General features: G+C 41.9%; 15 protein-coding genes. 10 read left to right on the top strand and 5 right to left on the bottom strand.

Annotated elements, in window-relative coordinates; genetic code table 11:
* Nucleotides 1-5 precede the first annotated feature (5 nt).
* Both NKR21_RS16935 and pdxA read left to right on the top strand, forming a co-directional pair.
* Nucleotides 6-1,349, top strand: coding sequence for a four-carbon acid sugar kinase family protein (locus NKR21_RS16935; RefSeq protein WP_144457109.1), 1,344 nt, complete (start codon nucleotides 6-8; stop codon nucleotides 1,347-1,349).
* On the top strand, nucleotides 1,325-2,350 hold the full coding sequence (pdxA, locus tag NKR21_RS16930) for a 4-hydroxythreonine-4-phosphate dehydrogenase PdxA (protein ID WP_144457111.1): 1,026 nt from the start codon (nucleotides 1,325-1,327) through the stop codon (nucleotides 2,348-2,350). The genes NKR21_RS16935 and pdxA overlap by 25 nt, the downstream gene beginning before the upstream one ends.
* Nucleotides 2,351-2,367: 17 nt before the next feature.
* Here pdxA and NKR21_RS16925 read toward each other — a convergent pair whose 3' ends face one another.
* Entirely contained in the window at nucleotides 2,368-3,114 is a 747-nt protein-coding gene (locus NKR21_RS16925) for an SDR family NAD(P)-dependent oxidoreductase (RefSeq protein WP_088001308.1), read from the bottom strand.
* A gap of 188 nt (nucleotides 3,115-3,302) precedes the next feature.
* Here NKR21_RS16925 and NKR21_RS16920 point away from each other — a divergent pair, with 188 nt between their 5' ends.
* The 7 genes from NKR21_RS16920 to liaR all read left to right on the top strand — a co-directional run bounded on the left by NKR21_RS16920 (nucleotide 3,303) and on the right by liaR (nucleotide 8,749).
* On the top strand, nucleotides 3,303-3,872 hold the full coding sequence (locus NKR21_RS16920) for a cob(I)yrinic acid a,c-diamide adenosyltransferase (RefSeq protein ID WP_144457113.1): 570 nt from the start codon (nucleotides 3,303-3,305) through the stop codon (nucleotides 3,870-3,872).
* A 334-nt stretch (nucleotides 3,873-4,206) separates the two neighbouring features.
* Complete coding sequence (locus tag NKR21_RS16915) at nucleotides 4,207-4,599, top strand: hypothetical protein (RefSeq protein WP_144457115.1); 393 nt, start codon at nucleotides 4,207-4,209, stop codon at nucleotides 4,597-4,599.
* A gap of 15 nt (nucleotides 4,600-4,614) precedes the next feature.
* Entirely contained in the window at nucleotides 4,615-5,280 is a 666-nt protein-coding gene (gene liaH, locus NKR21_RS16910) for a stress responsive protein LiaH (RefSeq protein WP_144457118.1), read from the top strand.
* Nucleotides 5,281-5,391: 111 nt separating this feature from the next.
* Complete coding sequence (gene liaG, locus NKR21_RS16905; protein ID WP_012011216.1) at nucleotides 5,392-6,261, top strand: LiaG family protein; 870 nt, start codon at nucleotides 5,392-5,394, stop codon at nucleotides 6,259-6,261.
* 30 nt (nucleotides 6,262-6,291) lie between these two features.
* The gene (gene liaF / locus NKR21_RS16900; protein WP_041815917.1) at nucleotides 6,292-7,056 is read left to right on the top strand and encodes a cell wall-active antibiotics response protein LiaF; all 765 of its coding nucleotides are present in this window, start codon (nucleotides 6,292-6,294) and stop codon (nucleotides 7,054-7,056) included.
* Complete coding sequence (liaS, locus tag NKR21_RS16895) at nucleotides 7,053-8,117, top strand: two-component system sensor histidine kinase LiaS (RefSeq protein ID WP_012011214.1); 1,065 nt, start codon at nucleotides 7,053-7,055, stop codon at nucleotides 8,115-8,117. Before liaF ends, liaS begins: the two co-directional genes overlap by 4 nt.
* Entirely contained in the window at nucleotides 8,114-8,749 is a 636-nt protein-coding gene (gene liaR, locus NKR21_RS16890; RefSeq protein ID WP_003213157.1) for a two-component system response regulator LiaR, read from the top strand. Before liaS ends, liaR begins: the two co-directional genes overlap by 4 nt.
* A 47-nt stretch (nucleotides 8,750-8,796) precedes the next feature.
* Here liaR and NKR21_RS16885 read toward each other — a convergent pair whose 3' ends face one another.
* From NKR21_RS16885 to NKR21_RS16870, 4 genes are read right to left on the bottom strand one after another with little or no spacing between them, the layout of a single operon-like run.
* Nucleotides 8,797-9,165: a hypothetical protein gene (locus tag NKR21_RS16885; RefSeq protein ID WP_144457120.1), complete on the bottom strand. Its 369-nt coding sequence runs from the start codon at nucleotides 9,163-9,165 to the stop codon at nucleotides 8,797-8,799.
* 37 nt (nucleotides 9,166-9,202) lie between these two features.
* On the bottom strand, nucleotides 9,203-10,324 hold the full coding sequence (locus tag NKR21_RS16880; protein WP_144457122.1) for a Ger(x)C family spore germination protein: 1,122 nt from the start codon (nucleotides 10,322-10,324) through the stop codon (nucleotides 9,203-9,205).
* Nucleotides 10,321-11,415: a GerAB/ArcD/ProY family transporter gene (locus NKR21_RS16875; RefSeq protein ID WP_144457124.1), complete on the bottom strand. Its 1,095-nt coding sequence runs from the start codon at nucleotides 11,413-11,415 to the stop codon at nucleotides 10,321-10,323. The genes NKR21_RS16880 and NKR21_RS16875 overlap by 4 nt, the downstream gene beginning before the upstream one ends.
* Nucleotides 11,402-12,826: a spore germination protein gene (locus tag NKR21_RS16870; protein WP_012011210.1), complete on the bottom strand. Its 1,425-nt coding sequence runs from the start codon at nucleotides 12,824-12,826 to the stop codon at nucleotides 11,402-11,404. The genes NKR21_RS16875 and NKR21_RS16870 overlap by 14 nt, the downstream gene beginning before the upstream one ends.
* Nucleotides 12,827-12,940: 114 nt before the next feature.
* Here NKR21_RS16870 and NKR21_RS16865 point away from each other — a divergent pair, with 114 nt between their 5' ends.
* Nucleotides 12,941-13,108, top strand: a complete 168-nt coding sequence (locus NKR21_RS16865) for a YvzF family protein (protein ID WP_003213147.1) — start codon at nucleotides 12,941-12,943, stop codon at nucleotides 13,106-13,108.
* Nucleotides 13,109-13,178 lie beyond the last annotated feature (70 nt).

Here is a 13,178-nt window from a genome sequence, read left to right as displayed (position 1 = left end):
TCTATATGACAAACGATCTATTAAAAAAAGGAGCGAATTTAGAGCAAAAGGTGATCATTATGGCGGATGATTTAACTGGTGCTAACGATACGGGCGTTCAATTTGTGAAAGCGGGTTTAACAGCTTCTGTGCTTTTTCAGTCGTCATTTGGCGACATTGACCAGTATAAGGAGGATGTGCTGATTGTGGATACCGATTCGCGAAGTATGTCTTCAGAGAACGCCTACAATGAAGTCAGCCAAATGGTGCAGCCATTTCTCCAAGATGAATCGCACCTTTTCTTTAAAAAAATAGATTCTACGTTAAGAGGAAATATAGGAATTGAGCTGCAAGCACTAATGGACATTGGTCAATTTGATGCGGCAGTTATCGCACCTGCCTACCCCGATGCAAAAAGAACAACAGCCTATGGCATTCATTATGTGGATGGCGTACCTGTTCATTTATCAGAAGCAGCAAACGATCCGAAAACACCAGTTTTGACGTCCAGCATTTCAGGTTTAATTGCCGAGCAGACGAACGTCACGCCCAAAAATCTTACTCAACAAACAATCAGTGCAGAGCTGAAAGAAACGAGTGACGAGGTGTCTTCCTTATTAAAGCATGGTCACCAATGGTTTGTGTGTGATGCAGAAACGAGCGGTGATCTCGCGCAAATTGTTGAGTTGTTTATGAAGATGGAGAAAAGATTACTATGGGTTGGCTCGGCTGGACTGGCTGGTGCATTAGCGGCTTCTGTCGAAAAAAAGAGAGAGGCTTCTCAACTTAAAAAACATAGGCCTGTCCTTATCGTATCAGGGAGTGCCTCTCAAAAAACAAACAAGCAGTTTGCTTATGTAAGGGAAACACATCATTGTCTTGAAGTGAAGGTGAACCCGCTAAACATATTAAACGGTCGTGAAGCATGGGAGCGAAAATCAGTGCTCGATCAACTGCGCACGCATCAGAACGAAGACATTCTTCTTTACACAGATGCCAGGCCGGAAATAGTTGAAAAGATGCTTGCTTATGGGGAAACTAAGGGGCTGTCAAGGCAAGAAGTTGGTAGTGCTTTGTCCGTCTGTCTTGGAAGGATTACGAAAGACATTGTTCAATTATCAGGAATCACACGTCTTTTTCTAACTGGCGGAGATACAGCGAGGGCAATTTGTCAGGAACTGGGCGCAGCAGGTATTCGGCTGCTGAAAGAAATTGAACCTGGCATCCCGCTCGGACAGCTCGTCGATACCAATTTATATGCGGTCACAAAAGCAGGGGCTTACGGTCAAAAAGATTCAGTACTCCATGCGATAGAAGTACTGAAAAACATAGAGGGGGAAGTCGAATGTCAAAACCAATCATTGCTGTAACGATGGGAGATGCGGCTGGTGTTGGTCCTGAAATTATCTTAAAAGCTTTTCAGCAAACCCGTTTACATGAAGAAGCCGTTCTATTTGTGATTGGAGACACGAGTATATTAAATAGGGCGAAAGACTTTGTGAAGGCAAATATAGAGATTGTGAGGATCACAGAACCAGAGGAAGCGGAGCAAGTCAAAGCTGGAGCTGTTCCCTGCCTAGACCTTGAGCTGTTAACAAGTGAGATACCGATTGGGGACATATCAAAAGAAGCAGGGAATGCGGCTTTCCGGTATCTTGAAAAAGCCATTACCCTTGCGAATGACCGCAGAATTAAAGGCATTTGTACAGCGCCGCTAAACAAAGAAGCCCTTCATAAAGCAGGTCATATGTACCCAGGTCATACAGAAATTTTAGCAGACCTGACGGGTACAGAAGATTATGCGATGATGCTGGCAGCTCCTAACTTAAAGGTAGTGCATGTCACCACACATATTGGGTTAATGGATGCTATTTTAAAAATTAATGCCGAGCGTGTATACACAACAATTAAATTGGCTCATGACACACTCGTCCGTTCTGGAATCTCTGCCCCTAGGATTGCTGTATGCGGGATTAATCCGCATGCTGGCGAGAATGGGCTGTTTGGAAACGGAGAGGAAGAGGAGAAGGTCATTCCAGCGGTTGAACGGGCGCAGCGGGAAGGAATTCAAGTGTTTGGACCGCTTCCGGCTGATACCTTGTTCTTTAGGGCGACGAGAGGTGATTTTGATATTGTTGTGGCAATGTATCATGATCAAGGGCATGGACCGATTAAAGTGCTTGGTTTAGAATCAGGTGTCAACATTACAGTCGGGCTCCCGATTATTCGTACAAGTGTCGATCATGGGACAGCATTTGATATCGCAGGAACAGGAAAGGCTGATTCTGCGAGCATGGAGGAAGCCATTAGACAGGCGATCATGCTATCTGGTACGAGAGAAAATTCATTTGAAAAGAAAAAGAGCCTGTAAGTGAAGGCTCTTTTTTTCTAGTTCATATACGTTCCACCATTCATATTGATGGTTTCTCCTGTGATGAAATCAGACTGGTCAGAGGCTAAAAATGTCACGACATGTGCGACCTGTTCTGGTGTTCCAATTTGTTTCAAAGGAATTCTGTCTAAAACAGAACGGCGGTATTCATCGCTCCATTGCTTGCTCATGTCTGTTTCAATTGGACCTGGGCAGACAGCATTGACATGGATATGATGCTCAGCTAATTCTTTCGCAAGATGCATCGTTAAATAGTTGATACCAGCTTTTGAAGCGCCGTATGCAGGCGATGCATTTTGATGAGGGGTTTTGCCAGTTGTAGAACTCATGTTGACAATTTTTCCGCTCTTTTGTTTGATCATCTCAGGGATGACAGCTTGGCACATCAGGAACGTGCCAGTCAAATTAATATCAATTAATCGTTTCCATTCCTCAAGGGAGGTCTCCACTGTAGATTTCCGTAAATTGATACCGGCGTTGTTCACCAACAGATCAATTTGTCCAAAATGTGTTTTCGCTTGTTCTACAAGAGCAGCCGATGTCTCTGGTAAACTAGCATCACCAGCAACATAAATGGCTCGTTTCTCTTCTTTATTTAGTGATGAACAAACATCTTGTAGCAACAGTTCGTTCGTTCCATTGATAACGACGCGCGCCCCTTCTCCAGCAAGTGCCTCTGCAATGGCACGGCCGATCCCTCTGCTAGCACCTGTAATAATTGCTACTTTATTTTGTAAAGTCACATACATCCCACCCATCTGTCATAATTGAAAAGCGCTTACATCTATTATAAATCGGGATGTTTCATCATTCAACACGTTTAGTGGAAATGAAGAAGGTTTGATCAAAAGTGTTTCAAAGTTAAACAAATAAATTCTTTTCACTTCAGGTTATACTAAAAGGACAAAGCAGTAGAAAAGGGGGAAAACCGTTGAAACTTTATACAAAAACAGGTGATCAAGGTCAAACAGGCTTGATCGGCGGGAGAGCCGATAAGGATGATGTGAGGGTAGAGGCTTACGGCACGTTAGATGAGGCGAATAGTTTCATTGGACTCGCACATGCAAAATTACGTCAGCATGGTGAATTGTTTCAAGACATTATGTCAGAGCTGATTGTGATACAGCACGAGCTGTTTGACTGCGGCGGTGATTTAGCAGCAGTGAAACTACCGAAAGAAGGTAAATTAACTGAAGCATCTGTAGCAGTCCTTGAGCAAAGAATGGATGTCTATGTAGAAGAAGCCGAGCCGCTCACGAAATTTATTTTACCAGGCGGTCAGGAAGGTGCGGCTCTCTTACATGTGGCGCGCACAGTCGTCAGAAGAGCAGAGCGGCAGATGGTGACGCTTGCGAAGGAGGAGGAGATTCCACCAGTTGCGCTCACGTATGTAAACCGGCTATCTGACTATTTATTTGCAGCCGCCCGAATCGTGAATCATCGGCTCAGTGAAGCGGATGTCGAATATGAACGAAGTGCAAACGTATTTCGGTCTAAATAAAGAAAAGCACTCTTCTCATTGAAAAGTGTTTCAGCGTGTAAACAAACCTTCGCACTCGTTGTCAGGACTGTGCGCCGGTGCTCGTCCTTCCCAGACTTCAAAGGTTTTCTATCACGCTGAAAAGAAGACAAAGGGCTAAAATCAAGATCATTTTAGCGCATTGTCAACAATCTGAGCACTCTTCTCATTGAAGAGTGCTTTTTTATTGGATTCTACCGCTCAGTCTGAGCGAAGTTACGACTCTGGTCGCAATGAAAGATCAATCTGCGACACGTTTTGCCAGCTTTCTTTTTTGACTATAGTAAAGGCAAGGAGCAAGAAAGGAGGCATGAAGATGAAAATAACAAGTAAAACCATCATCGGTTCGATTTTAATGTTTGTCGGTCTATCCATCTTCTTCGGTGGTTCGCTAGGAGGGCTGATCCCGATTCTGATTGGGGCGTGGCTCATCTATGTAGGTGTAAAGAAATACGAGAAAGGCAGTAAAACTTTCGGCATCATTCTAGCCGTCATTGGTGTCATGATCGTTGTGCAAGGTCTGCCATTTATCCTTGGAATCGCCCTAGCTGGGGGGCTTCTCTACTTCGGCTGGAGGATGATCAATGGTGAAGTGGCAAAAGGATCATCAAGCAGATCATATATGGAACCAAACTCGTCACCGAAAATGGAAGAACCTATGCACACGTCATTTGATCAAGAATGGGAAGACTTTTTAAAGAAAAAATAAGAGGAGGAAATTCAAATGGTATTTAGAAGAATGAGAGATATGTTTGTTGCAACGGTCAATGAGGGCTTAGATAAAATGGAGAATCCGCGTGTCATGCTAAATCAGTACGTTCGTGATATGGAGGATGATATTGCCAAAGCGAAACATGCGATCATCAAACAGCAGACGATACAACAAGGTTTCCTGCGCAAAGCAGAAGAGACGGAAGCATTTGCTGAAAAAAGAAAGAAGCAGGCTGAGCTGGCATTTCACGCAGGAGAAGAAGAGTTAGCACGAAAAGCGCTCACAGAAATGAAGTATTTTGAAGAAAAGCATCAGGAATATCAGGAAGCTTATCAGCAATCTGTGAAACAACTAAAAGAACTAAAAGAGCAAATGCAGCAGTTAGAAACGAAGCTGCGTGATATTAAAGACAAGAAGCAGGCGCTCATAGCAAGAGCAAATGCCGCACAGGCAAAGCAGCATATGAACGAATCTATGAATAAAGTAGATAGTGAAAGTGCATATAAAGAATTTCTTCGAATGGAGAACCGTATCGAAGAAATGGAGACAAAAGCAGGCAGCTATGCACAATTTGCAGATCAAGGAGCATATGCTCACTTAGACTATGCTGATGAGGTGGAAAAAGAATGGCAGAAGCTCAAGCTAGAGAAGAAGCCTGAGCAGCAGCAAGCAAACTAAGAAATCAATGACAAATCGGAAGAAAAGCAGGATTTTTCTTCCGATATTTGATTTCTTTCTGTTTCGCTTTTCCTTATAATGAAAAGGTCAGAAGATAAAGGGATGGTATGAATGAAGCGATTAATTGGTCTAATTTGTATACTCGTAGGTGTCTTTTTAATGATTGGGATGCTTTTCAAAAACGAAAATCTCTTTCATTTGAGTTTCTCCCGTGAAAAACCAGTCACAACGGCTTCAGCAAAAAAAGATGAAATTGATCAATTAGATATTTCTCTTTCTGGATTTCGCGTGAAGGTACAGCCTGAAAATCGTTCCGATATTTCCGTGATGGTCGTAGGTGGAAAAGGGAAAATGTATGCGGAACAAACAGGTAGTACATTTAACGTCCGTGCTGAAAATAAAGGATTCTTGTTTTTCACTTCATTTGAAAAAGGAGAACTCTTAGTTAAAATCCCAACAGATTATCATAAAAATGTGAAGATTACGGGTGGAAGCGGGGTCAGTGAGATCGACGGCGAAGGGAAGCTTTCTCTTGAAGATGTGATCCTCAAATCAACAAGCGGAAACCTTAATGCTGAGAATTTCTCAGCAAACAATGTAGAAATCAAAGCGACATCTGGCAGACTCTCTGCGTCTCACATTGATGCGAAAAATAGCGATATTGGAGCAACCTCAGGCCGTGTCGATATTAAAGATGTCAAAGGCGAAATGCAGCTAGAAATGACGAGTGGTAGATTGACGGCAAGCTTTGATACCATTGAATCACCTGTCTCCTTTCACATGACATCAGGCAGCGCAAAATTTAACCTGCCAGATGAAGGAGATTTTAATGTCCAAGTGAAAAAAACAAGTGGAAGTGTCGACCACACCTATCACTTTGATCAAGCAGATAGTGAAGGACGGGGCTTTACAGGTACGCGGGGAAAAGGGACACATTTAGTCGATATTGAAATGACAAGTGGAAACTTAAAGCTGCGGTAATGAACGAAACAAAGGAAGGAGGCGAGTCAACTGCGTTTTTCAAGGAATCAAATTTTAGGCATCATTGTCGTGATTTTTGGTATTAATCTATTTCTCAAAATTATTGGGATCGGAGCCGATTTGTTTTGGCCTGTGTTTTTTGCGCTTGCGGGTTATTGGCTACACTCAAGATCCAAACGTTGGCTCGGTTCAGTTTCCTATATTTTTGCCGGCTTTCTCTTTTTAAAATTCCTGCTCAATATTACATTTAGCCTCACAGGATATTTATTTGCCGCCTTTTTGATCTATGCCGGCTATCGCTTATTGAAAAACAAACCCGTTTTTGATATCGATAAAAAGGAAGCACCGGAGAACGATAAGCCTTCTCTGAAAGTCAATCTTGAAAAAGAGGGCGAGCAAAAGAAAACAAAGAGCCAGACAAAGCCGCACAAGGAGCATGATTTCTTTATCGGTGAAGTCAGACTGATGAAAAAACCGTTTCAATTAAGTGATTTGACGATTTCTGGTTTTATTGGGGATGTCAAAATCGATTTATCAAAAGCCATTATCGCAGAAGAAGAGAGCACGATCGTGATAAGCGGGCTCATCGGAGATGTGGATATTTTCGTTCCGCAGGATATTGAAGTATGTGTGAGCGCTTCGGCTGCCATTGGTGATATGAAAATTATTGATGAAAAAAGAAGCGGATTCGGCAGTAAAGTGTATGTGATGACCGACAATTATGATGAGAGCAAACGTAAAGTGAAAATCTCCATCTCTTTACTGATCGGAGATGTGGATGTGAGATACTTATGAGGAAACTCCATCTAGGTATCCAGTGGCAATCTATTCGTCTTGGAGTAGGGATCTCGCTTGGTGTTGTCATCATGACGATGCTGCCCATGTTTTTTTATTACCAGCTTGATCCGATGATTCTCCTCTCTACCCGCTGGTTCGGCATCCCGTTTTTTTGTATTTTACTGATCATTAGTCTTGCCATTGGGTTTTCTGCCTCACATGTATTTGGTTATCAGCATAAAAAGCGTCTTGATCAGCTTGTAGAGTCGATTTTAAAGTTTGAAAATGGGAACTTTGCATACAGACTGCCGTCTCTTGGCGACGATGAAATTGGCTTAGCAGCAGACCAATTAAATGAAATGGCAAAACGAGTGGAAGGTCAAGTAGCCTCTTTGCAAAAGCTCTCGAATGAACGGGCTGAATGGCAGGTGCAAATGAAAAAATCGGTCGTCTCAGAAGAACGTCAGCGTCTAGCACGAGAACTGCATGATGCGGTCAGCCAGCAGTTGTTTGCGATTTCAATGATGACCTCTGCAATTCTTGAGGGTATGAAGGAAAAGGATGAAAAGATTTTAAAGCAGATGCGTCTAGTCGAACGAATGGCTGGCGATGCACAGAATGAAATGCGAGCGCTTTTGCTACATCTCAGACCGATCACCCTTGAAGGAAAAGACTTGAAAAAAGGCTTGATTGAACTCCTAAATGAGTTTCAAGCAAAGCAGCCGATTGATATCGATTGGGAAATAGAAGATGATGTTCCGCTGTCAAAAGGGGTAGAGGATCACCTCTTCCGAATCGTACAGGAAGCCCTGTCAAATGTGTTCAGGCATGCAAAGGCGACAAAGGTGACAGTGCGTCTGCTTATTCGAAATCGGCAGGTGCAGCTGAAGATTATCGACAATGGCATCGGCTTTCAAACAGATCATGTGAAGACGGCCTCCTACGGACTGGAATCCATTCGTGAAAGAACAAGTGAAGTAGGCGGTGTCGCAGAGATTATGTCATTTGAAGGAAAAGGAACACAAATTGATGTGAAGGTTCCCATTTTTGATGAAGGAAAAGGAGAGAACGTTCGATGATTCGAGTGCTTTTAATCGACGATCACGAAATGGTGAGAATGGGGCTTGCTGCTTTTTTAGAGGCACAAGCTGATATTGAAGTCATTGGTGAAGCGTCAGATGGACAAAAAGGTGTAGAGCTAGCAGTTGAATTACGGCCAGATGTCATATTAATGGATCTTGTCATGGAAGGCATGGATGGCATCGAAGCAACGAAAAGAATTTGTCAGGAAATTGAAGATGCTCGAATTATCGTTCTGACGAGCTTTATTGATGATGATAAAGTTTATCCAGTGATTGAGGCCGGTGCTTTAAGTTATTTATTAAAAACATCCAAGGCAGGAGAAATTGCAGATGCCATTCGGTCTGCAAGTATCGGCGAACCAAGACTAGAATCTAAAGTAGCTGGAAAGGTGATGAATAAACTTCGTCATTCCTCAAATGGATCAATCCTTCATGATGCATTAACAGCGCGGGAAATGGAAATCTTGAAGCTGATTGCCGATGGGAAATCGAATAAGGTCATCGCTGAGGAACTATTTATTACAATTAAAACAGTGAAGACCCATATTACGAACATTCTTTCTAAACTCGATGTAGAAGACCGGACGCAAGCGGCTGTGTATGCGCATCGTCATAAGCTGATTCAATAAAATAAAAAAACAGCTTTCAAAAGAAAGCTGCTAGAACATGCGTAAATTTAGTCCTTCTGTCCTGTGATTGAACGTTCGGATAGTTGATGGAGCTCAGGAACTGGAAAAGCCTCCTGCTCCTGGGCCGATTTGTCTTCTAGGGCTTTCTTCATCTCGGATAATAGCTTTACGCTCTCCTTTGCCAATGCTGCCTTTTTCTCTTGCAAACCAATGATCTGTGAAAGTCCGACGAATATACCGCCTCCAATCAGAAGGAGCGCAGGGGTTTGTCCATAATAAATCACGATCAAAAATGTGCTCGAAAAGCTGTCGGCTTCAATGAAGAAATCTTCTTTTGATTGCATGAATACAACGACTAACAGGAGTATTCCTAGAATCAAAAATAGAATGCCGGCCGAAAGTAAAGCTCGTTTCATGATTGACACCCTTTTTTTCTTACCATTTTAACATACTCTATAAGGATTGTGTTGCGCCCTTAGTCCCGAAGTCACGGATTTTCACTTTTGCTTTGTAATGAATATCTGATTCACTAAAAATTTCATCCCAATGTTTTGCTTCTTTTCGAAAATCCTTCGGGTAGGCAATACTCGCCTTTTGATAGAACCCGCAAATATCTGCTTTGATCTCATGCTGTAATTCCCCAATGAAATCTTTCACATCACTCTCTAATCGATGTTTGACAACGCCTTCGATTTCTCGGAGATATTTTTCATTAAAAGCATTTTCACATTCATTCCAATCTTCAGACAATCGCCCATCAAGCGTCACTGACACATCAAATTGGTATCTTCCACTGGATGATTTATGGGTTTTGATATGATGCTTCATTTTGAAAATCTCAAAAGAATAGATGCTGTGATCATATTTAAATTCAATGACGCCGCCTTTTCCGTCGCCAGTTAACAAATTGTATGACTGAACCGCTAACGGAGAGATATTGGTGAGAAATCGTCTATTCTTAATAATAGAGGCGCCGTCGAGTATCAATTTTCCTTGATCGACGCTAACTTTCGGAACAGCAAAGGATACATTGTTCTGCATGGCTGAAGAAATATCTCCTAATGAGACCGTTTTGAACATACGAATGGTCGATTTTCTATTCTCTGAAAGATCGTATAAGGTCGAAGAGGCCGGCTGTCCGTCATCATTGATTTTGAGTATGTCTCCAGGTTTCTCAGGTGTGATAAAGACGAGGCTACCTCTTCGCGTTTCGTTGTCTCGAATGAATTGATTAATGACGAGATCGAAATGATTCTCATTGATGAGTTCCTCAGAAAATAAATACACCCTGAGCTGCTGTGCGAAAATGCGGTGGCTTTTCAGTGCCGTAGTGCGAAATATTTGATGTACAGAATCTCCGTTTGTTTCAATGATTTTCGTAGGGTCTTTGACGCTTGCTTCCTGATCAATCTTTTGCGGAACAAGGACTTGCATAGACAGCTTTAATTTATGTCCTTGATCTCCTTTATCTACTGCAAACCCAATTGCCATGTTGAGCTCCTCGATATTTGTGCTATCCCAGCAACCACTTAACAAAACCAGCGTCAAAAGAGCACAAGCTGCCTTCTTTTTCATACTGTTTTCCGCCTCCTTTTGAAAAAAACGATAAAAAATAAGAGAAACGGGAGAATACCGAACAGCAGGAAAAAGAGATTGTTCACATAGGTTAAATAATCTCGCACTGTATCCACATCCTTTGGGAAAATAGCTGCAAAGTAAATCACAATTCCCATTAAAGCGAGGACGACCTTTTTAGGAAACTTCGTTAGTTTAGATACACCGATTGCAGCAAAAAATGTATACCCGACAAAGCTTGTATACAGCTGAACGAGCCAAACGATCAGCAAAAAGGAGTCAATTCGTTCAATAAAAACCCCTTGAATATCAAAGGCTTGAAACAAGGCAATGGTTGGCCAAGTCAAAGTCGCCGTTTCTTTGACAGTCAACGCACCAACCACAAGAATATAAGTGAAAATATAGATAATCGCAGGAATCAAAAAGCCGACGGTTCCATAAGCAAAGGTGTGTTTTTGCGTGTTCATATAAGCAGGCATAAACAGCATCATTTCAATGCCGACAAACGATATGGCTGATGCATTAAAGGAATTGAAGACAGGGGAGAATCCCTCTCCTAAAACGGGTCGAAGGTTATCTAACTTAAATTCTTGCAAGCTAAGTCCGTAAGCGACAAATAAGATGATGAGCGTCACAATCAGAATAAAAGGAAAAAGCCTCGCTAAATCACCAATCCCGCCAATCACAAGATAAAAACCAACCACAATAAAACTGATCATTGTCACCGCTACAGGTGTGTTTTGAAGCAGAAAGAATTTCACCATTTCCGACATCGCTCGAACTTCATAGCTGGCTACTCCTAGAAAATAAATAATAATGAGGAGGTTGGCAAGCGCACCAATCCACTTTCCAAGGCCCTCATTCGTATAATCGTAATATGAGGAGAAGGGGACTTTTTTCATCATGAGGACATTCGCAAAAATAAACACAATGTAAATGACACTCATGAGTAAGAGTGCAATCCAGCCGTCAGGTGTAGCCGCAGCCTGAGCCATTGAACGTGGTAGAATCATCATACTCGCACCTAGTGTTGTATTCGCAATAATGGCACTTGCCTGATAGCTTGATATCGACTCTTTATGATTGACCATCTCGTTCTCCTTTCTGTTGATTTTTTAAGGGCAATCGAATAATGGAATTGTCTTCGTTTTTATAGCTGAACACAAAATCTGGTGAGAAATACGGTGTGCCAAAACTTTTTTGCCGCGTGAGATGAGTAAGGAGGACGAGCATAAACAGCGCAATCCCGTATAAACCAAAGGTCGCCGCAGCAAACATGGACACAAAACGAAGCACACGAAAGGACATGCCCATCCCATATTGAGGAACAGTAAAGGATGCAAGTGCAATGACACTCACGATAATCACCATAATCGAGCTGACAATATGTGCCTGAACGGCAGCCTGTCCAATAACAACGCCGCCAACAAGTCCGATCGTCTGTCCAAGTGGATTTGGCAGCCTTAAGCCAGCTTCCCGCAGCAGTTCAATCGTTATTTCCATGATGAGAGCTTCGACAATGGGTGAAAATGGGACATTTTCCCTTGTGCTCGAGATTGTAATCGCCAAAGTGGTTGGCAAAAGACCTTGATGGAATGACACAAGTGCAATATAAATGGCTGATAAAAATAACGTCAGAAAGATTGAGGTAAACCGCAGCATACGAATGAGTGAGGCAGCGATCCACCTTTCATAATAATCATCAGGTGATTGCATAATTGTCGCGAGCGAAGCAGGTACAACGAGCACAAAAGGTGAATGATCGACAAAGATGGCAACCCGGCCATTATTTAAAGCAGACGCCACTTTATCTGGCCTTTCTGTATTTTGAATTTGTGGAAAAGGAGAGTATACATTATCTTCAATGAGCTCCTCAAGAACACCAGAGTCCTGTATATCATCAATGGTTACTTGCTTGAGCCGCTTTTTGACTTCCTTTAAAACAGGTACTTGTACGATACCGTCGATATACATGATGGTGACTTGGGTGTATTTCTGTAGACCAATCTTCATATCGACGGTTTTGACATCAGGATTTTTCAAGCGCTGTCTTACAAGCGCTAAATTCGTATTTAAATCTTCAATAAAGCCAATTTTGGGTCCTCTTACGACTGTTTCAGAGGTAGCATCCCCTAAACTGCGTTTCTTCGTTCCATTTGTTTCTAATATATAAGCATGCTTAAATCCGTTAATTAGCACTACGCAATGACCTTCAAAAATTGCATCAACCAATTCTTCAGAGGTCTTGACCGAACGAGTGGTCATCATGGATAAATTAGATTCGAGCTTCTCTTTCGTCAGAGACGTATGATCTTGGAGAAGCAGCTTTAAAAAGGTTTGAATCTCCATCTTTTTGTTCATTTCTTTTATGTATAAATAGTAAACAACTTGCCCGTGAGGCAGCGTTTTTTTCTCATGGACCAAATCATCCATTTCCTTTAATTGCGGGAGAATGACGGAGAGATTATCGTATAAGTGCTCTTTCAATGGAGTCTGATTCAAAAGGATCACCCGCCTCAAATAACTTTTTTTTAGCATTACCTGCTTGAAAAAACAATATTCTGTGTTACATTATTTTGTGGTAAAAGAAAGAATGAGGGTTTTGGAGGAAACAAGATGGCACAAATTCGTTTAGCAGGAACAAAAGAGGAGATTGACCGTATTCTACAGTCGTTTGACAAGCATTATGAAGTGACATATACATCAAAAGATTACGGAAAAACGAACCCAAAATACAAATATTCGAAAGATGTCCGCGTTTATATTGAACTAAAATTAAAATAAAGATAAAATTTTAATTGAAAACGCTTAAAGGATTTTGGTTTTTTGTATAGAATAGAGTTGAGTGTATAGA

It is taken from the genome of Bacillus sp. 1735sda2, assembly GCF_024159245.1.
GTDB classification, from domain to species: Bacteria; Bacillota; Bacilli; order Bacillales; family Bacillaceae; genus Bacillus; species Bacillus pumilus_O.
The sequence above is the reverse complement of the archived record's forward strand: the minus strand, read 5'-3'. Positions and strand labels throughout refer to the sequence as shown.